This window comes from Bradyrhizobium sp. UFLA05-125 (assembly GCF_059803515.1).
In genome coordinates this window covers 25,101-47,867 of sequence record NZ_JBANBJ010000014.1, presented here as the reverse complement: position 1 = coordinate 47,867, position 22,767 = coordinate 25,101, and the positions used below count along the sequence as shown (strand labels likewise).

The 22,767-nt window shown below is 63.4% G+C and carries 17 protein-coding genes; 8 read left to right on the top strand and 9 right to left on the bottom strand.

Annotation, left to right across the window (positions count from 1 at the left end; all coding sequences use genetic code 11):
* Positions 1–232 precede the first annotated feature (232 nt).
* Positions 233–2,098: a molecular chaperone HtpG gene (gene htpG, locus SO156_RS15645; RefSeq protein ID WP_498535416.1), complete on the bottom strand. Its 1,866-nt coding sequence runs from the start codon at positions 2,096–2,098 to the stop codon at positions 233–235.
* Between the two features lie 313 nt (positions 2,099–2,411).
* Between htpG and SO156_RS15640 the strand changes: the two genes are divergently transcribed.
* Positions 2,412–3,551, top strand: coding sequence for an OpgC domain-containing protein (locus SO156_RS15640; RefSeq protein WP_498535415.1), 1,140 nt, complete (start codon positions 2,412–2,414; stop codon positions 3,549–3,551).
* Positions 3,552–3,561: 10 nt separating this feature from the next.
* On the opposite strand, the gene SO156_RS15635 is transcribed toward SO156_RS15640, so the two are convergent.
* Positions 3,562–4,365, bottom strand: a complete 804-nt coding sequence (locus SO156_RS15635; RefSeq protein WP_498535414.1) for an MBL fold metallo-hydrolase — start codon at positions 4,363–4,365, stop codon at positions 3,562–3,564.
* Positions 4,366–4,534: 169 nt separating this feature from the next.
* On the opposite strand from SO156_RS15635, the gene SO156_RS15630 reads away from it, so the two are divergent.
* Positions 4,535–5,737 (top strand): MFS transporter, encoded by a 1,203-nt coding sequence (locus tag SO156_RS15630; RefSeq protein WP_498535413.1) that lies wholly within the window; start codon positions 4,535–4,537, stop codon positions 5,735–5,737.
* 4 nt (positions 5,738–5,741) lie between these two features.
* Here SO156_RS15630 and SO156_RS15625 read toward each other — a convergent pair whose 3' ends face one another.
* The 3 genes from SO156_RS15625 to SO156_RS15615 all read right to left on the bottom strand — a co-directional run bounded on the left by SO156_RS15625 (position 5,742) and on the right by SO156_RS15615 (position 9,270).
* Positions 5,742–7,355: an acyl-CoA synthetase gene (locus tag SO156_RS15625; protein WP_498535412.1), complete on the bottom strand. Its 1,614-nt coding sequence runs from the start codon at positions 7,353–7,355 to the stop codon at positions 5,742–5,744.
* Between the two features lie 157 nt (positions 7,356–7,512).
* Positions 7,513–8,001: a DUF2059 domain-containing protein gene (locus tag SO156_RS15620; protein WP_458151138.1), complete on the bottom strand. Its 489-nt coding sequence runs from the start codon at positions 7,999–8,001 to the stop codon at positions 7,513–7,515.
* Positions 8,002–8,049: 48 nt separating this feature from the next.
* Positions 8,050–9,270: an OpgC domain-containing protein gene (locus tag SO156_RS15615; protein ID WP_498535411.1), complete on the bottom strand. Its 1,221-nt coding sequence runs from the start codon at positions 9,268–9,270 to the stop codon at positions 8,050–8,052.
* Positions 9,271–9,504: 234 nt separating this feature from the next.
* On the opposite strand from SO156_RS15615, the gene SO156_RS15610 reads away from it, so the two are divergent.
* The 4 genes from SO156_RS15610 to SO156_RS15595 all read left to right on the top strand — a co-directional run bounded on the left by SO156_RS15610 (position 9,505) and on the right by SO156_RS15595 (position 13,683).
* Positions 9,505–9,891 (top strand): MAPEG family protein, encoded by a 387-nt coding sequence (locus SO156_RS15610; protein ID WP_498535410.1) that lies wholly within the window; start codon positions 9,505–9,507, stop codon positions 9,889–9,891.
* A complete protein-coding gene (locus SO156_RS15605) occupies positions 9,888–11,126 on the top strand; it encodes a lytic murein transglycosylase (protein ID WP_498535409.1) in 1,239 nt (412 codons plus the stop codon). The genes SO156_RS15610 and SO156_RS15605 overlap by 4 nt, the downstream gene beginning before the upstream one ends.
* 590 nt (positions 11,127–11,716) lie before the next feature.
* Positions 11,717–13,003, top strand: a complete 1,287-nt coding sequence (locus tag SO156_RS15600; RefSeq protein WP_498535408.1) for a TAXI family TRAP transporter solute-binding subunit — start codon at positions 11,717–11,719, stop codon at positions 13,001–13,003.
* A gap of 176 nt (positions 13,004–13,179) precedes the next feature.
* The gene (locus SO156_RS15595) at positions 13,180–13,683 is read left to right on the top strand and encodes a methyltransferase family protein (protein WP_498535407.1); all 504 of its coding nucleotides are present in this window, start codon (positions 13,180–13,182) and stop codon (positions 13,681–13,683) included.
* Positions 13,684–13,865: 182 nt separating this feature from the next.
* On the opposite strand, the gene SO156_RS15590 is transcribed toward SO156_RS15595, so the two are convergent.
* The 3 genes from SO156_RS15590 to SO156_RS15580 form a co-directional block, all read right to left on the bottom strand.
* Entirely contained in the window at positions 13,866–15,410 is a 1,545-nt protein-coding gene (locus tag SO156_RS15590; RefSeq protein WP_498535406.1) for a glycoside hydrolase domain-containing protein, read from the bottom strand.
* 70 nt (positions 15,411–15,480) lie between these two features.
* A complete protein-coding gene (locus tag SO156_RS15585; protein ID WP_498535405.1) occupies positions 15,481–17,559 on the bottom strand; it encodes a glycosyl hydrolase 108 family protein in 2,079 nt (692 codons plus the stop codon).
* A 492-nt stretch (positions 17,560–18,051) separates the two neighbouring features.
* Positions 18,052–18,417: a hypothetical protein gene (locus tag SO156_RS15580; protein ID WP_498535404.1), complete on the bottom strand. Its 366-nt coding sequence runs from the start codon at positions 18,415–18,417 to the stop codon at positions 18,052–18,054.
* Between the two features lie 383 nt (positions 18,418–18,800).
* Between SO156_RS15580 and goxA the strand changes: the two genes are divergently transcribed.
* The gene (gene goxA, locus SO156_RS15575) at positions 18,801–20,765 is read left to right on the top strand and encodes a CTQ-dependent glycine oxidase GoxA (protein ID WP_498535403.1); all 1,965 of its coding nucleotides are present in this window, start codon (positions 18,801–18,803) and stop codon (positions 20,763–20,765) included.
* A 6-nt stretch (positions 20,766–20,771) separates the two neighbouring features.
* Entirely contained in the window at positions 20,772–21,842 is a 1,071-nt protein-coding gene (locus SO156_RS15570; protein ID WP_498535402.1) for an NAD(P)/FAD-dependent oxidoreductase, read from the top strand.
* Here SO156_RS15570 and SO156_RS15565 read toward each other — a convergent pair whose 3' ends face one another.
* Entirely contained in the window at positions 21,843–22,745 is a 903-nt protein-coding gene (locus tag SO156_RS15565; RefSeq protein ID WP_498535401.1) for a GNAT family N-acetyltransferase, read from the bottom strand.
* Positions 22,746–22,767: the final 22 nt, after the last annotated feature.

Sequence of the window (22,767 nt, the reverse complement as noted above, 5' to 3'; positions counted from 1 at the left end):
CAACCCAGAATGAAAGCCGAAAGAGATGCGAGATGCGTTCCCTCCCCCTTGTGGGGGAGGGCTAGGGAGGGGGGTGCCACACGGCACACTCTCTCGATGTGAGCGAAACTACTCTGCACGCTCTCAGAGACGGATAGACCTTTTGCTGGGCTACCCCCCTCCCCGGCCCTCCCCCACAAGGGGGGAGGGAGCTGAGCAGAGAAAACGGCGATGACGTTCGCCTACGGCAGCGCTAACCCAGCCCCTTGAGCACCAGGCGGTTCAGCCTTGCAGCGAAGGCGGACGGGTCTTCCGGCAATTCGCCATCGAGGATCTGGGCCTGCTCCAGCAGCAGCAGGCAGAGATCATCGATCACTGTCGAGCCCGCCGGCGCCCTGGTGATCGCGGTGACCAGCGGATGGCGCAGATTGACCTCGAGGATCGGCCTGGAGCGCTCGCCCCGGTTCTGCTGCGCCAGAAGGCGCTCGAGCTCGCGGCTCGGACCTTGGCTGTCGGCGACGAGGCAGGATGCGGAGCTGGTGAGACGCGTCGAGGCCTTCACGTCGCTGACGCGCTCGTTGAGGGAACCCTTGATCAGCGCGATGGTGGCGGCTTCATCGGCCGCCGGCTCATCCTTCGTCTCCTCGTCGACGCGCGGGATCAGGTCGAGGTTGAGATCGCCCTGGCCCAGCGACTTCAGCGGCTTGCCGTCGAACGACATCGGCATCGAGGTCCAGAAGGCATCGACGGGATCGGTGAGCAGCAGCACCTCGATGCCGCGCGCAGCCGCCGCCTCCAGACGCGGACTGGACCTCAGCCGCTCGATGCTGTCGCCGACGAGATAATAGATCTCGGTCTGGTTCGGCTTGAAGTCGGCGACGACATCCTTCAGGGAACGCTTCTCGCCCGTGGTCGTCGTGAAACGCGACAGCGCCAGCAGCTTCTCGCGGCGTTCGAAGTCCTCGTAGATACCCTCCTTCAGCACCGCGCCAAAAGCGTCCCAGATCTTCGCAAAATTCTCTGCGTCCTTTTCGGCGAGGCTTTCGAGCTCGGAGACGACGCGGGTGGCGACCGCTTTGCGGATCTGCGCGAGCTGGGGGTTGTTTTGCAGCATCTCGCGGGAAATGTTGAGCGGCAGGTCCTCGCTGTCGACGACGCCGCGGATGAAGCGCAGATAGCCCGGCAACAGATCCGCATCCTCGGTGATGAAGACACGCCGGACATAGAGTTTGACCCTCCCCTTGCGCGACGGCTCGAACAGATCGAACGGCTTGGTCGACGGCGCGAACAGCAGCACGGCGTAGGAATAGCGTCCCTCGGCACGATAATGCAGCGTCATCGCGGGATCGTCGAAGACAGTGGCGATCTGCTGATAGGCCTTCTTGTAGTCGTCAGCAGAAAGCTCCGATTTCGACCGCTGCCACAGTGCGCTCGCCGAATTGATCTGGCGCGGTTCGCCTTCTGCCGGCACGAGCTCGATGGGAAAGAGGATATTGTCGGAATAGGCAGAGACGACGCGCTGGATCTCGTAGTCTTCCAGATACTTCTTCGCATCCCCCTTCAGGTGCAGCACGATCTCGGTGCCACGGCTCACGCGTGCTGCATCTTCGTCGCTCGCACGCGCGATCTCGAAACCGGAGCCGCCCGACGAGGTCCAGGTCCAGACGTCGCTCTCGCCGGCCCTGCGGCTGACGACGAGAATCCTGTCCGCAACCATGAAAGCAGAATAGAAGCCGACGCCGAACTGGCCGATCAGGCCGAGCCCGTCCTTGGCCTCCTTCAGCTTCGCCACGAAAGCCTTGGTGCCCGAGCGGGCGATGGTGCCGAGATGATCGATCAACTCCTGCCGCTCCATGCCGATGCCGTTGTCGGCGATGGTGAGCGTGCCGGCCTGCTTGTTGGGGATGATGCGGATCTTTGGTGCGTCGCCCTCGCCGAGTAACGCCGGGGTCGCGATCGCCTCGTAGCGGAGCTTGTCGCAGGCATCCGACGCGTTCGAAATCAGCTCGCGCAGGAAGATGTCGGTCTCGGAGTAGACGGAGTGCACCATCAGGTGCAGGAGTTCGGACACCTCGGCCTGGAAGGGCTGCGAGTGCACAGCCGTATCTGACGTCGTCATGCGTTTACCCGATCGAAACTGGATGAGGAAACCCGGGATATAGCGCACGGGCGCGGCAGATCAAGAGGTTGTGATGGGCCATTTCTTCCTTCTCCCCCTGTGGGAGAAGGTGGCGCGAAGCGCCGGATGAGGGGTGTCTGTCCGCGCACTACTACAATGAGATGAGCTCGCGGAGAGAACCCCTCACCCGGCTTCGCTGGCGAAGCCACCCTCTCCCGCAAGGGGAGAGTGTGATGCCCGTTCACGGAATCGCTACTCGGATCGTGCGATGGTTATCGTTAAAAGCAGCGCCCCTGATTCCCATTTTTTTGCAATGAAACCGTCCATCAAGGCGACCCTCGCCGCACACAGCCACGATGCCAGGCTTTATCTTACGCTCGGGATTGCCAACTGGTCGATCTTCCTCGACCACGTGCCGAATAATGTTGCCAATCTGCTGACCTTGCGCAATTTTGGCTTCAGCGGTGCAGCCGACCTGTTCGTGTTCGTGGTCGGCTATGGCGTCACGATCATCCACGGCAAGATGGCGCTGGAGCGCGGCTTCGTCGTCGCGGCAACCCGCATCTTCGGTCGCGTCTGGCGTCTCTATGCGGCCTACGTCGTGCTGTTCGTGATCTATATCGACGCCATTGCCTACTTCGCCTCGCAATCGACCGCACCCGAGATCATCCACGAGTACAATATCTCGGGGATTCTCGACCATCCCCTGCGCATCCTGGTGCGTGGGCTGGTGCTCCAGGAAGAGCCGCTCAACCTCGACCTGTTGCAATTGATGATCCCGCTGATGGCGTTCTTTCCGCTGGCGCTGTGGGGCCTGCTCCGCGGTCCGCACCTGACGCTGCTCGCATCGATCGCGGTATACTTCGCGGCGAGGTATTTCGGCTGGACGTTCCGGATCTCTCCGGACAGCGAATGGACCTTCAATCCGTTCTGCTGGCAGATGCTGATGGTGCTCGGAGGCTGGTTCGCGGTGACTGGCGCGCCCAGCCGCACGCTGCACGGCATGTCCTGGCTGCGCGCGCTCGCCGGCGCCTATCTCGTGTTCGCAATGGCGGTCACGCTGGCGCGGCATTCGCCAGCGCTTTCCGCCTATCTGCCGGATGCCGTGCTCGACCTCTTCACGCCCGACAAGGAAAACCTCGCGCCACATCGCGTGCTGCATTTCCTCGCGCTCGCCTTCCTCGCCGCATATCTGGTGCCGGCCGATCATCCGGCACTGCAATGGAAATCGCTGCAACCGGTAATCCGGAGCGGCGAGGAGTGGCTCGCGGTGTTCTGCGTCAGCGTGTTCCTCTCCTTCGCCGCGCATCTCGTCCTGATCACGGGACCTAATCTCGTCGCGATGCAGATCCTGGTCAGCCTCGCAGGGCTGGCTGCAATCGCAGCGGTTGCCTACTACATCTCCTGGTCCAGGAGGCAGGACCTGCCCGCCGCCCTGCGGCAGCGGGCCTAGCCGACGCGCGTCAGGCGATCGCGGCGAGATAGCGCGCCACCGACGCGTCGAACGCCGCCTTGGCACCGTCTGCGATGTTACGGCCCCACCAGGCGCCATAGATGCGATCAAAGGCGAGCGGCTTGACGGCCTCCGCAATCCGACGCACCGCGGCGGCGTTCAGCGGCATGTAGTTCGGATAGGAATACATGAAGCTGACGAAGCGGCGGTCCATCGTCACCTGCGCGATGTCGCCGGTGAGCAGCGCACCCCTGCCGTCAGCGCCACGCGTCCAGTGCAGCATGGTGGCGCCGGCGAAATGGCCGCCGCTGCGCAACAGCGTGACGTCGTCCGAGAGGCGATGACTGTCGCCGGTCCAGTGCTCGATTGCGCGATGCGGCCGCGTCACCCATTGGCGGTCGTCGGCATGGAGATAAACCGGCACGCCGCCAAAGGCCTCGCTCCAATCGGCAAGCGCGCCATAGTAGTGCGGATGCGAGATCGCGATCGCCTTCAACCCGCCGAGCGATCTGACATGGTCGATCGCCTCGGTGGTCGCCAGCGGAACGCAGTCCCACATCACGACAGCACCGCCGTCGGGAACGAGCAGCGCGCGCTGGCCGATCGCAAAGCTCGGCTCGAGCGACAGGCCGGTCAGGCCGAGATCGTCCCGCCACACCGCGCGGCAGCGCTGCGCCAGGGCCTCGCGGGACAGAAACGTCTGCCCCTTCCAATTCACGAACTGGCGCTCATCCTCGCAGATCGGACACGATGACGGCGGTCTTTCGCTCGCAGGAAATTGCGCGCCGCAGGTTTCGCAGGTCCAAAGTGGCATGGCGAACTCCAGGAAAGACGTCGGTCAACAACAATCAAGTGACGTGCGGATCGCTCGTCCGCAAGAGCGGCTGGAACCAATGGGATCACCATCCGTTACGTTTTGGTCCACACAAGATCCAGGCAACCCGCCAACACCGGATTCGGTTGAGACCACGCTTGACGTATCGATGACATCGCGGTCCCCATCCTCGCCTCGTCTCTGGCCTCTCTTCGCGCTCAATTTCTTCATGGCCGACATGCAGTCGGGCATCGGGCCGTTTATCGGCGTGTTCCTTCAGGACCGCGGCTGGGCGAGCGGCCTGATCGGCACCGCCATGACCATCGGCAATGTCGCGGGCATGCTGATCACGACGCCGATCGGCGGCTTCATCGACGCCAGCCGCAACAAGCGCCTCTGGGTCGTGATCCCCGGCGTCTGCGTCGTCCTCGCCTCCGCGATCATCCTGATCTCGCAGAACTTCTGGGCGGTGACGTTGTCGCAAGTGGCACAGTCGCTGGCGAGCGCGGCAATCGTGCCGGCCGTGACCGGCATCACGCTCGGCATCGCCAAGCAAAAGGGTTTCAATGCGCTCAACGGCCGCAACCAGGCGTTCAACCATGCGGGCAACATGGTCGGCGCAGCGCTGTCGGGCTGGCTCGGCTACAGATACGGCTATGTGTCCGTGTTCGTGCTTGCCGCGGCATTCGGCGTCATCGCGATCGCCTGCGTGCTGATGATCCCCGCGAAATCGATCGACGACCGCGTCGCGCGCGGTAGCAAGGAGGACGACTCCAAGGCTCCGCCGGACGCGATGACGATGCTGCTCCGGCACAAGCCGCTGCTCGTGCTGGCGCTGTCGCTCGCCATCTTCCATCTCGGCAATGCGGCGATCGTGCCGCTCTATGGTCTTGCGGCGGTCGCCGAAGGCCAGGCCAACGGGCCGAGCTTCGTCGCAACCACGGTGGTGATCGCGCAAGGCGTGATGGTCGCGACATCGCTGATCGCCATGAAGGTCGCGAGCAAGCGCAACTACTGGCCGGTGATCCTGGTCTCCTTCATGTTCCTGCCGATCCGCGGCGTGCTTGCCTTCTTCCTCGCGGGATGGTGGGGCGTGGTACCGGTGCAGGTGCTCGACGGCATCGGCACGGGATTGCAGACGGTTGCCGTGCCCGGCGTGGTCGCGCGTTCCCTCAACGGCACCGGCCGCATCAATCTCGGCCAGGGCGCCGTCATCACCGTGCAAGGCGTCGGCGCAAGCCTCAGCCCCGCGCTCGGCGGCTGGATCGCGGAATGGATCGGCTACGGCCCGACCTTCCTGCTGCTCGGCGGCTTCGGGCTGGCGTCGACGGCGCTTTGGCTGGCGTTCGGCGCCGCAATGAAGAAGTATTGAACTTTCACGTCCCGAAATTCGTCTGGATCGCCTTGTCGAGCGTGTCGCCGCCGACGAAGCGCTGGCGCAGCTCGCGCTTGAGCAGCTTGCCGCTCGGATTCTTCGGCAGGCTGTCGACGAAGATGACGCGCTTCGGCACCTTGAAATGCGCCATCTGGCCGGCGCAATGCCTGACGACGGCGTCCTCGTCCAGCGTCTCGCCTGTCTTGACCACGATGATCGCGGTGACCGCCTCGATCCAGCGCAGATCGGGCAGCCCGACCACCGCGACCTCCGACACCGCGGGAATGCGGTAGACCATTTCCTCGACCTCGCGGCTCGCGACGTTCTCTCCGCCGGTCTTGATCATGTCCTTCACGCGGTCGACGACGGTGATGTAGCCCTCGGCGTCGACGGTGGCGAGATCGCCGGAATGAAACCAGCCGCCGGAAAATGCCGCCGCGGTCTTCACGGGGTCGTTGTAATAGCCGGACAGAAGATGCGGCGAGCGGTGGACGATCTCGCCGACCTCACCGACCCCGACGTCCTCCATCGCGGTGTTGACCACGCGCGTCTCGACATTGATCGTCGGCTTGCCGGCCGAGCCTGCCTTGCGGAGCTGGTCTTCGGGCTGGAGCACGGTAGCGAGCGGCGCGATCTCGGTCTGGCCGTAGAAATTCCAGAATTTGACGTTCGGCAGGCGGCGCTGCAGTTCGAGCAGCACCTCCACCGGCATGATCGAGGCGCCGTAATAGCCCTTTTGCAAGGTCGACAGATCGGTCTTGTCGAAATTCGGCGAGCGCAGCATCGCGATCCAGATCGTCGGCGGCGCGAAGAAGGCGGTGATCCGATGAGCCGCGATCAGCGCCAGGATGTTGTCGGCGGTCGGCTTGCCCGTGATCACGCCGGAGGCACCGAGATAGATCTGCGGCCCCAGAAAGACGTCGAGCTGGGCGCAATGGTAGAGCGGCAGCGCGTGCAGCACGTTGTCATGCGCGCTCATGCCGCCATCGATGATGCAGCTGACATACTGCCACATGACCGCGTCGTGGGTCAGCATCGCGCCCTTGGGCAGCGATTCCGTGCCACTGGTGTAGATGATCTGCGCGAGATCGCGGGCATCGACGGAGGCCTCGAAGACCGAACCATCGGAATGCAGGAGATCATCGAACGTGGTGAGCCCCGCGGGCGGCGACGCCGGATCCTCGCCCGGCAGCCAGATCAGCTTCTCGACCGCGCAATCCCTGGCGCTTGCGGTGCGCGCGGGCTCGACGAAATCGGGACCGGTCGCCAGCACCTTCGCACCGGAATTCTTCAGTATGAAGTTGATCTCGTCCGGATTGAGCATGAAGTTGATCGGCACCAGCACCGCACCGATCCGCGCCACGGCGAAGCGAAGCGCGGCGAACGCATGCGAATTGCGCGACAACACCGCCAGACGGTCGCCCTTCCTGACGCCGAGACCATCGAGGCCGCGCGCCAGGCGATTGCAGACCGCGTCGAGCTCGGCAAAGGTCCACTTTACGCTGCCGCAGGAGAGAGCCGGCTTGTGCGGTTCACGGCCAGCGGAGCGGCGGAGAAGATCGCCGATCGAATGCTCGCGGGCTTTCGAGATGGTGGTTGCGATGTCGCCGGTCATGTCGGCTTCCCCCGTCGTGCTGTTGTTCGTTGAGGGAAGCTATAATTTCAACGGCGTTTCCGGTCAATTTGCGTGGACCTGCGCGATGAGCATTGCGGGCCGTGCCGACGCCTAAACGCAAGTCGTTCTCGTGCGATTGGGTTGCGCCACGGCAGGCTCAGAGCTTGTGCCCCTTCTGGCGCAGCGCCTCGGTCAGGCGCTGCTTCAATTCGTCGGCCGCCCTGCGGCTGACGTCCTGGGCGATCTGCGCGCTCGCCTGCGCAAGCGCGTCCGATTTCTCGAGCAGCTTCCGCCCCGCCGGCTGGGCGTAGAAGGCTTCGATCTGGCGCAGCTCGTCGACGGTGAAGGTGGCGGCGTAGACCGCTGCGATCTGGTCGATCATCTGGTCGACGAAGGGAGCGTAGATATCCGAGCTCGTCGCCGTCATGGCGTCGAAGTCGCGCTCGATCTCGGGCCTGTCCTGAGCCAGGACGGGGCGCAACTTGAGCAGGAGCTGCGGCAGGAGCGCGCGATATTGCTCCGCCGTCCTCATGGTGGTCACGAGCTTGCGCGCCGCGCTCATCGCCTCGGGCGAGGGCGCCTGCGCGGCGGCGGTGCAGGTGAGAAACAGCAGCGTGCCCGCAATCGTCAACCAGCCTCTCGACATGAACCCCTCCATGAGAATTCGCCAAAATTCGAGCGCCGCGATCGCCTCTCAGCTACCGACACCTGCCGCGACGACAGGGGCTGTCTTGTCGCGATCGGGCACCGGTTCGGGCTCCTCCTCCTCCTCGAGCACGTCCACGAACAGATCTGGAATTTGCTTCGCCCGGTCGAACAACCACGCAACGACGATCATGACCACGATGCCGGCAAAGGAGACAGCGAGCTGCTCCCACGTGCCCTTGGTGTATTGGGTCAGGATCCAGTGTGCGGAGAACGACAGGAACACGCCGAGACAGAAGATCGGCAGCGAATGCTGCCCGCACAGGATGACCGGTCGCAGCCATTTGGTGTGAAGCGCCTTCCAGTGGCGCGGCACGAGCTGCGTGACCCAGATCGCCAGCGCGAGAAAATGCGTGAAACGCAACATGTCGAGGTCGGTCTTGTCGATCGGGTAGATCGCCTTGATCATCCACTTCGGGATCATCGCCTCGAGGGTGTGAACGTGCCAGGTCATCACGATCAGGAACGCAAACGCGATCCAGGCGGCTGCGAGCCCCATCACGGACTTCGACCACACCCATTTCGCGATCTTGTCGACCTCGCCGGAACCGCACCAGGCCGCGAACACGAACATCAGCTGCCAGCAGAACGGATTGAAGTACCAGGTCGTGCCGGGCGGATAGGACGCGACATTCCAGTCGAACCAGCGCGACAGCACGTAGAGCACCACGGATGCCAGCAGTGTGAGGTTCGGACGTCGCACGAGGCACCACACGATGAAGGGCGAGGCGAACACCAGCGTGATGTAGAGCGGGAGCACGTCGAGATTGACCGGCTTGTATTTCAAGAGGATCGCCTGGCCGATCAGCTCATCCGGATGCGCGAGGAAATTGAACACGTTGAACTCGTGCTCATACATCGGGTTGTCGAACCGCCGCGCGGTGCGCGCGATCTGGGCCGTGAACAGCAGAAACAGCATGATGTGGGCGACGTACAGTTCGGCCGTGCGTCTCCAGAGACGCTTGAGTGCCGCAAGGAAGAAGCCGCCGCGCACGATCGGCGCGTAGATCCAGCCGACGAGATAGCCGGAGATGAAGACGAAGAACTCGGCGGCGTCGCTGAATCCGTAATTCCGCAAGGTCAGCCACGACACCACGTCGTGCGGGATGTGATCGAGGAAGATCATCCACAAGCCGATGCCGCGGAACAGATCGAGCCGCAGGTCGCGCTCGATCGGAGACAAGAGTGCTGCCGAATCCCGGTTGATCATGGCTCCGCCCCGTTTTCCAAGGACAGTCTCGCGGCTGCCGCCCAATCAATCTATGCTGAAATTGTCGCGAATACGCCACCTAACCCGGTGGCTAACGCCAAGGGTAGCGGACATCGGCTCCGCGGAAAAGAAGCTTTGTCTGGGGGAAGGCCGATCGGGTCGCCCCACCGGGCTTTTCCGCGCCATCGCAATCTGATCTCCTTCGGCCTCAAGTCCTTTGGGGGGAGCCACGCCATGAACGTCGCGATCATCTGTACCACCTTGCTCGGCCTGTTGCTGTTTGGCCTGGGGCTCTATGTCTCGATCCTGCGCGGCAGGTTCAGGCGGAGCATCGGCCACGACCTCGGCCCCACCGACCCTATTCACCGCGCGGTGCGGGCGCATGCCAACACGGCCGAATATGCGCCGTTCTTCGCGGCGATGTTTCTCTGGTTCGCGACGCGCCCGGCCCCAGGCTGGATCATCGGAACGATCGTGGTGGCGACGATCGCGCGCTTTTCCCTTGCCGCCGGGCTGTTGTGGGGCAAGTCGCTCAACCGGCCCAATCCGGCGCGCTTTGCCGGCGCATTGTTTACCTATCTCTGCGGGCTGGCGCTGGCGGTCGGACTGGTGGTCGCGTGAGAGGCCTCGCAACCATTTTGCGCCGCACGGCGATCTCCGGGACGGTCGCGCTCGCCCTGCTGACGCAGGCGATGGAGGCGCGCGCCGACCCCACCTTCGACACGTGGCGCGCGCAGCTCTGGCAGGAGGCGAAGGCGCGTGGCGTGAAGCAGGCGGTGTTCGACCGCGCGACCGATGTCCAGCTCGACCTTGGCCTGCCGGATCTCGTCATCCCCGGCCGCCCCGTGCAGGAGCAGGCCGAATTCGCACGTCTGCCGGCGGACTATTTGCCCCGGCAGCAGCTCGCGGGGCTTGCGAGGACGGGCGCGCGGCATTTTGAGACCTACCGCAGCCTGCTCGCGCGCATCGAGGCCGACTACGGCATCCCCGGCAACGCCGTCATCGCAATCTGGGGCCGCGAGACCGATTACGGCGCTGAAGTGCAGCGCCATCCTGTGTTCCAGGCGCTGGTGACGCAGGCCTATCTCGGCCGCCGCAAGGACCTGTTCCGGACCGAGCTGCTGATCGCGCTCGACCTGGTCCAAAATGGCACCATCAGCATGGACGCGAAGGGCTCCTATACGGGCGCGATGGGCCAGACCCAGTTCGAGCCCTCGGACTTCCTCAAGTTCGCGGCCGATGGCGACGGCGACGGCAAGATCGATCTCGAGCGCTCCATTCCCGACGCGCTCGCCTCGGGCGCCAAGCAGCTTCGCGACTATGGCTGGCAGCGTGGCAAGCGATGGGGGTTTGAGGTTCGGCTGCCGCCGACCGTGAGCTGCGTGGAGAGCTCGCCCGACATCAAGCGGCCGCTCGAAGCCTGGCTGAAGCTCGGCGTCACGCCGGTAGGCGGTGCCGGCATCACCACCGGCATGCTGCAGGAGCAGGCGCAGCTGCTCATGCCTGCCGGCGTTTATGGTCCGGCCTTCCTCGTCTTCGCCAACTTCCAGGCGATCCGCAGCTACAACCAGTCCGACGTCTATGCGCTGTTCGTCGGCCATCTCGCCGACCTCATCGCCGGCGGCGCCCCGTTCGAAAAGCCCTGGGCCAAGCTCAGACCGTTGCGCAACAGCGAGGTCGCGGCGATCCAGATGCAGCTCAGCAAGAGCGGCTATTATTCCGATGCGATCGATGGCCGGCTGGGCACGGTCACGAGGCGGGCGATCGGACAGTACCAGCAGCGCGCGGGCCTGACCGTGGATTGCTGGCCGTCGCAAGATCTGCTCGCCAGCCTGCGTGGGGCGGCTCCCAACTAAAATGTCGAAAACAACCCCATGCAAAGTAGACGGACAGTGTGAGGGATTGCTGATTTTACGAAATCAACTTGACGCGTCGGGCAAATCGGGGGTATTGTTCTATCATCGCCGGCAATTGAGTGCGTGGAAGTGCCGGGGTCGCCTCGACGGCGACCTGAAATCTTACTCACGCCGATGTCTTCTCAAACCAACTGGCTTGGTTGCGGGGACCCGCGACAGCCGTCAGCGGGTTAGGGTTCGTCGCTTGATCTAAGTCAACGCTCTCGGGGTGATCGGGATGACAACCTCTCCTGACGGGAGGTGATCTGACTGCTCCTTGTTGGGTTAACTGTCGGCCCGGCATTAGCTCAGAAAGCCAAGGAGCAAAAGCGCAAGCAGCCAACAACTATGGAACAAGCACATCCTGAGGTCACCTACGAGGATTGTACGACTCGCTGCGAGAAATACGGATCGGGCGAAAATCCTAGCTGTGTCGAGAATTTCTGCACCGGCTACCCTCATCGAAAACAAGGAGCGGCCCCATTGCCCGTGGTTTGCAGCAGACGGACTAGGAGACAATAGAGGCTACCGCAGTAGCAGTTCAACGCGCGATGATTGCTGGAAACTACGCCTACAAATTCTGGCGCTATCTTTTGGTAGCTGCTGCGGCGGCGATATTTTTCGCCGCGAGCTTGTTCATCGTGACGACGTTGCCGCCGCGAGAGCTAGTGATGGCGACCGGCGCAGAGGGCGATGCCAACTACGAACTGGGTATCCGCTACCGCGAGATCCTGGCGAAAGATGGCGTCAAGCTGCAGTTGCAGCAGACATCGGGCAGCCTGGAAAACTTAAGATATCTGCGCGACCCACGGTCCCATGTAAGCGTCGGGTTCATACAGGGCGGCACCACAACCAGCAAGGAAGCTCCAGAGCTGGAGTCGCTGGGCACCGTGTTTTACGAACCACTGTGGGTCTTCCGCCGAGGCGAGATTGCTGAGGGCGCACAGGCGCTGCGGGGCCGACGACTTTCGATAGGTCCCGAAGGAAGCGGAGGACACGCCCTAGCACTGCAAATTTTCAAAACGACCAAACTTGATAGCATCATCGGTGAGATATCGGGGCTTCCTCCACAAGCTGCCGCTCAAAAGCTTATCGCCGGCGATATCGATGCTGCTTTTATCGTGACCGCCTGGGAGTCTCCCGTCGTCCAGTCTCTTCTTCACGCCAAGGGTATCGAGCTTTCAAGTGCTCAACGCGCAGACGCCTATGTTGCGATCTATCCCTTTCTGCATAAGCTAATACTGCCTGCCGGGGTTATCGATCTCTTGACGATCCGCCCGCCCAATGATGTCGTGCTGTTGGCGCCCGAAGCCAGCCTCGTCGTGCGTGCTGACCTGCATCCAGCGTTACAGTATCTACTTCTCAACGCAGCTGTCCAAATTCATTCCCAGCCCGGGATCTTCCAGAAGGCGGGACAATTTCCTGCAGCCGAAGCCATAGATCTTCAGCTCAGTCAGGAAGCGCAGCGCTTTTACAAGACTGGGCGGCCATTCCTGCAAGGGTACCTTCCATTCTCGCTCGCGACGCTGGTCGAGAAACTGCTTGTCGTGTTAGTCCCATTGGTTGCATTGCTATTCCCCGTCATTAGGTTCCTACCGCCATCGTACGACTGGATGATGCAGCGCAGGATCAGGCGGCTATATGACGAGATCAGGTTGATCGAGAACGAGATGGAAGTTCAAGGAACGAAAGTTGACCGTGGGGCTTTGAGTGCGCGATTGGACTTGGTTGATCAAAGCGCGAGCCATCTGCAATTGCCAAACGTCTATGCCAGCAGTTTATATACTCTGCGAAGTCATGTTGATCTCGTGCGTACTCGTCTGGCCGCAATGAGCTAAATATATCAGACCGGTCGCTACGATGATGTCTCACGGGTTGCTTTCCGTGACGGCTTAGACGATGCATGGCAGCAACGGACGATGGCGACTTCGACCGCGTTTGGCCCATCAATGAAGTTGCCGCGCGCGCCTCATCGAGGTCCGCTCAGCGCGATGTCGGGTCGTAGGAGTAGGCAATGTCGAAAGCAATTGCTGTCTTGGGCTCCGCTCTGTTCTTCGTCATTGCGCCGTTGGTGCTGGCAGGCTTCGTCCCCTGGTGGGTCACGCAGTGGGAATTTCGGCCAGCTTTTTTCGGCATCGATCTAACCCGCATCCTCGGCGGTATATTGATCATCGTCGGAGTGCCCGGACTTGTGGATTCATTTGCCCGTTTTGCGCTGGAGGGGCTGGGGACGCCCGCCCCGATCGCGCCGACACAAAAGCTCGTAGTGACTGGCCTTTATCGCTACGTGCGAAATCCGATCTACATCGCGGTCGTCGCAGTCATTTTTGGTCAGGCCCTTTTGTTTGGTGACGGGCATCTCCTCTGGTACGGCGCGCTACTCTGGCTGTTTTTTCATCTCTTTGTGGTGATGTACGAAGAACCGACGCTCAAGCAAACATTCGGCACGGAGTACGAGAGCTTTCGGACCAATGTGCCGCGCTGGATTCCGCGGTTGACGCCATGGCGAGCCGCATAAAGGAATCGCTGCAAGCGGCCTCGCCCCGTGACTGCCTTGGCTGAGTTCCGCTCCTGGCCCATCGCGGCAGTTGCTGCGATTGCACAAGGGCGGGCGGCATCGGAGCGAAGCGGACATCGCGAACGACTTATGAGTACGCGCCCTGGTTCGGCAGCCAAGTATTACCGTCCCAATAGCGACCGCTACAGCCCCCTGTTGGCGCCGGTCTGGTGATCCGCGACGCGCGCCTGGATGATCTTGTTGCTGAAATAGTTGGCGGCAAGGCCGATGCCGAGCGCGGCGAGGCTGCCGCCGAAACCGGGGATCATCGACGATGCAGCCACGGCAGCGCCCTTCGCCAGGACCTGCAAGGCGGTGCCGTCGGTGAAGAAGCTCGGCAGCATGTCGAACACCGTCTGCAATTGCGGCCTCGCCTGGCGCGCGATGTCGCCTAGCTGGAGCACCTTGGAGAGGTCGGGGTTCTTCGTCAGCACATCCGGCGGGATCAGCACCTTCAGCTGCTGCAGCACGCCCGCGTTTTCCGGGGTGATCAGGCTCTTCAGGTCGACGGCTTGGAGCTGGCGGAGACCTTCCTTGATCGGCTCGAGCTTGTCGGCCGGCTGTCCCGACGACAGGAATATCTGCAGGTCATTGAGAAACTTGAACAGCCCCTGCGGCAGCTGACCGGTCGGCGCTGATGGCACTTGCGCGCCTGCCGAATTCGCCATCTCGACGATGCCGCTGTTGCCGATGCCGAGCACACCGAGGATTGACGCGATCCACCCCGCGGTCTTGGTATGATCCGCCTGCTTGATGGTCACAGAGCCCATCTCGCGCAAATCGTCGGCCGTCGCCCGCACGCGCGCGGGATCGAGCGCGCGCGGACGCGCGGTCTCGAATGCAGCGGCGGTCGCGGCATCCGCTACACCCGTCAGCGGCAGATTGTTGTCGGCCTGGAACGCGAGCAGCGCCGCGCGCGTCAGCGGCCCGTAGTCGCCGTCGATCGCACCCGGCGGGTAGTTGAGGCGCTGGAGCTGCTGCTGCACGAACGTCGCGCTGATGGATGACAGCGGTGCGTAATTGGCCGCCACGCCGGTGCTTTCGAACGCAGGCGCGCCCGCGAGAGCATCGAACGCCCCGAACTGCGGCCTTTGCGGATTGGGGTCATTCTGGTCGACGCTCAGGCCGCACAGCGTCGAAGGCAGGCGCTGATGCAGATTCCATTGCCCGGAGCGCAGGAAGGCGGCCGTGCCATGGAAACCGCCGGACTGGGAGACCCAGGTGAAGGACGCCAGTCCGGCCCCGAGCAACGCCTGGCACACTGCGCCGCTGCCATAGGCCCCGACTTGATAACTGGCGGCGCCCGCCCCACCCTTCAGGGCCTGCCGAACCGCGCTGAAATAAGGAACGATCCGCGTGCGGATGTCCGCATCCGACGCGTCATAGTCGACGGCGAAGTAGATCGCAGAATCTGCGGGTTGACCGATGACGCTCGCCGCGTAATCGCGCGCGTAGGCGCCGTCCTTGGCACCTGCATCCTGCGAGAACGATGCCGCGGAATCGCCGGCGCCCTGGTAGACGACGGCGAGCTTCAGCCCCGCGCGAATGATGGCAACGGCTTCGTCGGGCGTCAGCCGTTTCTCGGGCTGGCGCGTGTTGCGGCAATAGTAGCGGATGATGGTATCGACGCCGTTCTGTTTCAGCGAGGCCAGACGCGGCGTCGTCCGCATGTTGGTGTCAATGATCATGGCTCGCCCCCGCGTTGGACGGATTGGCCGTTGCGGCCGACATGATTGTCTGGGTGGGTGTCGTTCATGGTCATCGGTTCGTGTTGGCGCCCGTGACGTGGTCGCGCGTACGGGCCTCGATGACGCGATTGCTGAAATAGTTGGCGGCAAGGCCAATCGCGAGCGTCGCGAGCGATCCGCCGAAGCCCGGAATCACGCTGCCAGCGACGGCCGACAATCCCTTCGACAGCAGCTGAAGCGTCGAGTCGTTGGCGAACATCCCGGGCAGGGCGTCGAAGATGGTGTGGAACTGGGTGAACCCGCGCGCGCCGTCGACGATCTGGAAAAAATTGGAGAGTGCGGGATTTGAGCTGATGACATTGGCGGGGATCAGCCCGCGGATATTGTCGAGGATCTGGATATTTTCCGGCGACAGCAGCTGCTTGACGTTGAAATTCTGCAGCTGCTTGGCGGCATCGAGCACCTGCTGGGTGTTCGCGGGATCGGCACGGAGCTGCGGTGAGGTCAATAGCTTCTGCACTTCTCCCAGGAATTGGGAGAGATTGGGCGCCGGCGGCACAGCTACGTTGTTGTTGACCACCTGGACCGCGGCGCTGTTGCCGATGCCGAGCGCGCCGAGGATCGTCGAGATCCAGCCGGCGATCTTGGTATTGTCAGCGGCCTTGATGGTCTGCGAGCCGCTGGCCCGCAGATCGCCTGGCGTCGCCGAGAGGCGATCGCGCGACAGCGGTCGCGGCTGCGGCCGGGCGAAAGCGACCTGGGTGGCGGCATCGAGGACGCCGGTCGGGGATACGTTGTTGTCGGCCTGGAACGCCAGCAGCGCCTCGCGCGTCAGCGTGCCGAACTTGCCGTCGATCTCGCCCAGCGAATAGCCGAGCTCCGTCAGCTTGCGCTGCAGGCCCTCGACCAGCGCACCCTTGTCGCCGAACCTGAGCTCGGTCGCCCCCAGGACGGGCGTCGTTGGCAGCTCCCGCGGCGGCATGACGTCCACGCTGACCTCGGGCGCCTCCGCCCATCCGAGCGCGGTCTGCCGGATCTCGGCGAGCCGGTTGAGCCAGCCGCGGCCGAAGGTATCGAAGATCGGAAGGCTGCGCAGATAGGATTCGTAAGCCGAGCAATAGTCCTCGACCAGCATCTTCTGATCGGCGGCAAGACAGGCATCGATGGTGGGCGAATTCATGTGTCCGTCGACAGTGAGCCCGTTCTGCCCACGGGCCAGGGTCTGCTGCAACAGACGGATGCCGCGCGTCGTCCCGCTCAGGACGGCCGCGTTGTAGACGACCTGAGCGGCTGGCAGCGGAATCTCGTCGCCATGCACCGGCGTCCAGTAATTGGCGCGGAAGATCTGCAGCGCCTCGTCGCGCGTGAGGTTTCGCACGTCATCGGCGGTGACCGGCGCGTGACGCCAGGCCGACAGGTCCTTTTGCGTGATGCCCATGTTGGTCGGGCCGCCGGGATCGCGCGGATGATTGGTATAGCCGCCCTCCCATTTCTCGATCAGGGCATGCACCTTCTCGAAGTTTCCGAGCGCGATGTCGCCTTGCAGCGGCGTGCCGCCGCCGCGCGTTTCCATCAGCCGGCCCGGCACCGGCCGGCCATTGACCAGTCCCTTCACGGAGCCCCAGTCGATGCCCGTCGCGAGATCGTCGGGTTTGACGTCGATCTCGAAATGCATGGTGTCCTTGATGTTGATCCAGTTGCCGCCCCACTCGAACACCCGCTTCTTGTTGACCGTCCTGATCGCGAGCACGTCGTCGATCATGGCCTGGGTCATGTCGGTGTCGGCGAGGTTGCGCTTGACGTCCTGGGCGCGCAGATCCTGTGTCGGCTGGTCGGAGAAGCGGACCTTGCGCTGGTCGGAGGTCTCCTTGTACGGGTTCGTCGTCCAGTTGACGTCGAGTGCGATGCCGTAGGCGTGCAGGCTCTTCTCGGTGCCGCCGGTGATGGCGCGGCAATTGTAGCTGTCGGTGTCGGCCGTCCTGATGTTGTAGCCATTGGCCGCGAGCACCATCGCCAGCGCCTGCCAGGCGTCAGCCGTGGGAGGTGCGACGAGGATCTCGTCGGGACCGAAGGAGATGCGGACCATCGCGTGCGCGTTGCACTCGAAGGTCTTCCAGTTTACGCGCTGCTGGGCGGTCGATTCGCTCATGCTGCCCCCTCCATCGCCTGCTCGTCAGCCACGGCACGGACCCGAGACAGGGGATGCGCTCTTAAAAAATCAGCGTGCCGCGTGGGCAATCCGGCCCGTGCAATCCAGGGGCCGTCTTCAAAATAGGTCTCTTACAAATGCAACCTTAGGCTACAACAGGGACCGCTGCGCCGAGTGTGAACTGGATCACCTGCGGCAAATCGTCCATGGCGACGCGGCGCGGGGTCGCGCTCCCCGCACCGGAGCAGGGCTATCGCATCTGCGGTTCGCGGTGGTTCGGCATGCCGACGCCACAAGCTCGTCATGCCCGGGCTCGTCCCGGGCATCCACGTACTCGTGCTGGGGGAAAGTCGTGGATGGCCGGGACAAGCCCGGCCATGACGACGTGGAGAGGCCGTTCGCAGCGTCAAATGCGATAGGGGGATGCGAGGCTCAGTTGGTGGCTATCCCGCGATCAACACCGGGAGCAACGGGTGCGAGACCGCTCCCAATTCAGTTGCTGACCCGGTCGAGCTCGACGGACACTTCGGAGGCCCAGGCGCCCGGCGATTCCAGCGCGAAGGATTGATGGTTGGCTTTGGTTCGAATGGTCACGAAAGCGGCGACGGTGTTGCCTTCGATCCTGGCTTCGACCAGTCCGTCCGAGCTCTTCCCGGTGATCTTGCCGCCCTGGCGATATTCGCTTTCGAACCAGTTGCCCGAAAGCGTGGAGCCGTCCTGCTCGATCTGGGCGGACAGCAGCATCTTGTAGGCATCGCTGGCGCATTTCAGCTCGAAGCTCATGGATTTTTCGGGCTTCTTGACCACGTAGCTTGCCTTGCAGCGAATTCGCTCGCGGCCTCCCTCCGAGAGCTTCATGGAACCGTTCCCGGACCACGCCCCGGCAAGACCATCGATCGTTGCGCTCGCTTGCGACGAGGCGAGCAGCAGGCAGCCAAGAACGGCCAAACCTATCTGCCGCTTATAACGGCCAATTCGTATCAACGCTTTGTACTCCCTGCGCCATTGGTTTTCGATTCGGCTGGGTACTCCAAAAAATGCGTGTCCTAAAGATGTCCGATAGTTGGCTGCTCTTGGCGGGCGGGGCCGCCAGCAACATTCCGCAACAAGAAAGCCGAGGTGCGCGGGGCAGAAGGCACCGGAGGTTGCTTTTTTGCCGACCGCAACGCCAGAAAACCACGCGTTAAAGATTTCTACCTAGTGATCGCCCCACGTGGGTCATCAACCGGAGACGTTTGCTCATGAAACGCCGTGACTTCCTGATCAGCGCATCCGCCGTCGGTTTTGCAGCGCCTGCACTTTTCAGGGCGGCCGTGTTGCCGGCGCTGGCGCAGGCGCAGGCGCCAGCCGGTGCAGCCATCGTGCGCGCGGCGATTTTCCCGGCGATCGGCTTTTCGCGCGTCGGCAACGGCGATGAATGGTTCCTCGCGCCTGAAGTGCCGGGCCTCGTGAACGAACCCGCGGGCGGATTCAAGCAGGGATCAAGCCGCATCAAGAAGCAGGTCCAGCGCTTTCGCGTCTACGGCTATGACGATCAGGGCCGCGTCGTGCGCGAGCTCGGCGAGGCGGACGGCCTACGCTGGACCGTACATGTGGCGAACAGCAAGGCCGCCTGGTACGGCTATTCGAACGCGATGGACGGTGGCGACAATGCGCCGGGTATTCCCGGCGCATTGCGCAATGCCGCCATCGAGCCGGCCCGCCGCGAGGAAATGCTCGTCATCGACGCCGGTCCGGTCCGGATCGACGGCGCTTCGAAGAACGCCGATGGCCGTGACGCCGCCTATCGCATGGCGGGTCAGTTCTGGAAGACGATGCCGGTGACGCTCGGCCATCTGCGCACAGACGAGGCCGGTCGGCTGCTGGTTTTTCCTGCCGACGGCGTCTCCAATTCCGCCCTGCCGCAGAATCCGGTGCGCGACTTCACCAACAATGACGGATGGCATGACGACTGGTGCGACGGCTGGGTGAAGGCCAGCGTCCGGGTCGGAGGCGCGGACATGGCCTGCGAGCCGGCCTGGGTCGTCTGCTGCGGTCCGAAATTCGCACCGCAGATCGAGCCGATAGTCAGTCTCTACGACGCGGCACGGGAAGCGATGATCGCGTCCGGGCACATGAAGCCGCTGACCGCAGCGGTGTCGTTTCGCCGCGACGTGCTTCCGATCCTGCGACGCGCCGGCATGATGCAATGGATCGTGCAGGCCTCCTATCTCAGCAAGGCCTGGACCGATCTCGACGACCTGTCCGATCCCACCGTCGTCCAGTCGCTGGCGGACCCTGCGGAGAAGGCGCGTCCCGCGCGCGAGAAGGTTCTGGCCGCGTTCCGCAAGCCCGGCGGCGAAGACCGCCGCTCCGACGCGCTGCCTCCCATGCTCGGAGATGGCGTCAACTTCCCGGGAAGCCCGACCGGCTGGCTCACGCTGACGCCGACCCAGTACCAGGTCCTGAGCCGCTGGGCCAAAGGCGAGTTCACCGACGACCTCAACGATGCGGCCGCCAACGCGGTCGAGAAGCTCGACGACATGCCGTTGTCGCTCCGGCCGGAGGCGCTCACGCGCGCGGCACTGGATGCCTGCTCGGGCGGTGCGTTCCATCCGGGCGTCGAGATCACATGGCCGATCCGCCATGCCGAGCTGTATCGGTCCACGACGGAAACACCACTCCCCTTCCGCATCGCGATCTCGACGCGGAAGAGCCTCGTGCAGGATGTCGGATTGCAGCTCAATCCGCAGAATGTTTTCTCCGGTCATCCCGACCGGAAGGACGACGGCGCACCGGTGGGGCCGCAGGCGCCGGGCGATCTCACGCGCTGGATGGGCGTTCCCTGGCAGGGCGATGCATTCAGCTGCCAGTCCGTGCTGACGGCCGACGGTTTCCCGACGCCGGTCTGGTGGCCTGCGCTGCTTCCGGTCGACGTGCTGCCGGAGGGCTTCTACAAGCAGATGATGCGCGCGGATCTCTCGGCGGAAGAGCGGCTGCGCTTCTATCACGCGCGGGTTGCCTGGTCGCGCGGTGCCGCCGGCATCGGCCTGCATGTCGAGGCCAGCTACACCGACGGATTGCGGCGAATGATCGAGCTGTGGACGCAAATGGGCGTCGTCGTGCGCCGAACCGGACCGACGGACGTCCCGGGCATTCCCAAGGACGTCTTCGTCGAAGTGCAGCGCGGCACACTGGATCTTTCCAAGATCAAAGACCGCACCTGACCGCACATGCATCAGGTCGTGATCCTGGGCGCGGGAATGGCAGGGATGTCCTGCGCCCGCACCCTGTTCAGGCGGGGAGTTCGTCCGCTTCTGATTGCGCCCGGTCACGACGTCGCCAATCGTGGCGAAACCCTTTCATTTCGAGCGTCACCTCATCTCGAGAGTCTCGGCTGGCTTGGTCTGCTCGACGCCGAGACTGCGATGGCGTGTCAGGGGCGCTATTCGGTGTGGGGGAGCACCACGCTGCGGCGGGATGCGCTTCACCAGGACGGTACGTCGGGCTGGCATATCGACCGGCAGCGGCTCGAGGCCCGAATGGCCCAGAGGCTCGATGCCGACGGTGTCGCGCGGCGGTGCGCCGAAGCCCGTCGGCTCTCGCGGGCGCCGGACCACATCGTCGTCAATCTTGCCGATGGCTCCCCGATCGAAGCGGAGTTCGTGATCGATTGCTCCGGCCGCGCCTCGGTGACGTCCGGGAGCGAAACACCGCTTCGCCGTCTCGACAAGCTCGTGGCCTGCTATGGCATTTTCGAGCTCGAGCAGGATGTCGAAGCCGTGCCGGCGACGCTCGTCGAGGCCGTGGCGCCGGGATGGTGGTACATGTCCATGCTGCCGGGCAACCGCATCCTGCTCTGCTTCTTCACGGATTCGGACCTGCTCCCGGCGGGACTGCGCAAGGACGCGACCCTGTGGGCCGATATGGTTTCTCAGACCCATGCGATCTCCGCACGCGTGACGAGCCTGGGCATCGACGTGGCTGGCTGCGCGAACCTTCAGTTCGCGCCGGCGAGCACCACCACCATGTCAGGGATGATCGACCATCGCATTATCCGGGCGGGCGACGCCGCGACTGCGCTCGATCCGCTGGGAGCGAATGGTCTAGCTACGGCGCTGTGGAGTGGCATCCAGGCTGCCGAGAGTGTAGCCGGTGCGCTCGCGGGGGATACGACGGCATCCCGGCGCTACGAACGACAGTTTCTGGAGGGGATCGCGTCCTATCTGGTCACGCAGCGCGCAATGTATGCATCCGAACACCGCTTTGCCGACACGCCGTTCTGGCAGCGACGCAACGCGTGATCACATGAAGCCCGGGTTGCGCGGTAGATACTGGACCCAGTTGCCGAATTCACGCGACGACATCAGCAGCATCGGCAACTTGATGCGCATTCCATGCTCCATCGCGGTGTCGAGAGCCGCCCCGCTTGCGCCAGGCAGGAATGCCGATACCTGCGACGAGCCGCTCTCTGCCGCCAGGTGCAGCGCCGTTCTCAAGGCGGGAGCAACAGCATGGGGCTCCATGACCGCGAGCGGTCCGATATGTCCGCCGGCGTCCACATAGACGTAGCCGGCCCAACCGTTTCCGTCGTAGAGATTGAACCCTCTCGTCGCATCATCATTGATCAGGTAGCGATGATGCTTTTCGCGCGACACGCCCAGCACCCGCTCGTCCGCTTGCGCGAGGCGACGCATGGTCAAAGCTTCTTCCTTCAAGGGGGTGACGTCGTATCGAGAGCCGCGCAAATGACCGATCAATCGCCCTCGCGATGCACCGACACTGTAGATCGGACATCGCGGAAGCAGTCCGTGGCGGATGTAGAGTCCTTGCGAGACCGTGTTGAAGCTGAAGGTGATGAGCACCCTGTTGGTAGCACCCGATTTGTCGGCGTGATCGAGCGTCCGCTTGATCAGCTCGTTGCCGACGCTCCGCCCCTGCTGATCGGGTGACACGAACAGCTGCGCCAGAAACCACATGTCGCCGCAGACCCAGCTCCAGGCGAAGCCGAGGATCCGCTCACCCTCCTCCGCGACCCAGAGACCGTCGGCATCGTCCTTCAAGGAAAACAACTGGAATTTGGGAGACGAGCGAACAGCCATGGGCCCGAAGCCATGCCGCCCCGTGAGATCGTTGATGCTGGAGACGACGAGGGCATCGGCGAACTCCAGATCCTGCGCACGTGCCGGCCGGAAAATCACAGACATCGGGCAACTCCCGTTAGAAGCG

Excerpts from the sequence above, each read along its gene's own strand:
- htpG (WP_498535416.1), bottom strand. The coding sequence starts at position 2,098 with ATGACGACGTCAGATACGGCTGTGCACTCGCAGCCCTTCCAGGCCGAG.
- SO156_RS15640 (WP_498535415.1), top strand. The coding sequence starts at position 2,412 with ATGAAACCGTCCATCAAGGCGACCCTCGCCGCACACAGCCACGATGCC.
- SO156_RS15635 (WP_498535414.1), bottom strand. The coding sequence starts at position 4,365 with ATGCCACTTTGGACCTGCGAAACCTGCGGCGCGCAATTTCCTGCGAGC.
- SO156_RS15630 (WP_498535413.1), top strand. The coding sequence starts at position 4,535 with ATGACATCGCGGTCCCCATCCTCGCCTCGTCTCTGGCCTCTCTTCGCG.
- SO156_RS15625 (WP_498535412.1), bottom strand. The coding sequence starts at position 7,355 with ATGACCGGCGACATCGCAACCACCATCTCGAAAGCCCGCGAGCATTCG.
- SO156_RS15620 (WP_458151138.1), bottom strand. The coding sequence starts at position 8,001 with ATGTCGAGAGGCTGGTTGACGATTGCGGGCACGCTGCTGTTTCTCACC.
- SO156_RS15615 (WP_498535411.1), bottom strand. The coding sequence starts at position 9,270 with ATGATCAACCGGGATTCGGCAGCACTCTTGTCTCCGATCGAGCGCGAC.
- SO156_RS15610 (WP_498535410.1), top strand. The coding sequence starts at position 9,505 with ATGAACGTCGCGATCATCTGTACCACCTTGCTCGGCCTGTTGCTGTTT.
- SO156_RS15600 (WP_498535408.1), top strand. The coding sequence starts at position 11,717 with ATGATTGCTGGAAACTACGCCTACAAATTCTGGCGCTATCTTTTGGTA.
- SO156_RS15595 (WP_498535407.1), top strand. The coding sequence starts at position 13,180 with ATGTCGAAAGCAATTGCTGTCTTGGGCTCCGCTCTGTTCTTCGTCATT.
- SO156_RS15590 (WP_498535406.1), bottom strand. The coding sequence starts at position 15,410 with ATGATCATTGACACCAACATGCGGACGACGCCGCGTCTGGCCTCGCTG.
- SO156_RS15585 (WP_498535405.1), bottom strand. The coding sequence starts at position 17,559 with ATGAGCGAATCGACCGCCCAGCAGCGCGTAAACTGGAAGACCTTCGAG.
- SO156_RS15580 (WP_498535404.1), bottom strand. The coding sequence starts at position 18,417 with ATGAAGCTCTCGGAGGGAGGCCGCGAGCGAATTCGCTGCAAGGCAAGC.
- goxA (WP_498535403.1), top strand. The coding sequence starts at position 18,801 with ATGAAACGCCGTGACTTCCTGATCAGCGCATCCGCCGTCGGTTTTGCA.
- SO156_RS15570 (WP_498535402.1), top strand. The coding sequence starts at position 20,772 with ATGCATCAGGTCGTGATCCTGGGCGCGGGAATGGCAGGGATGTCCTGC.
- SO156_RS15565 (WP_498535401.1), bottom strand. The coding sequence starts at position 22,745 with ATGTCTGTGATTTTCCGGCCGGCACGTGCGCAGGATCTGGAGTTCGCC.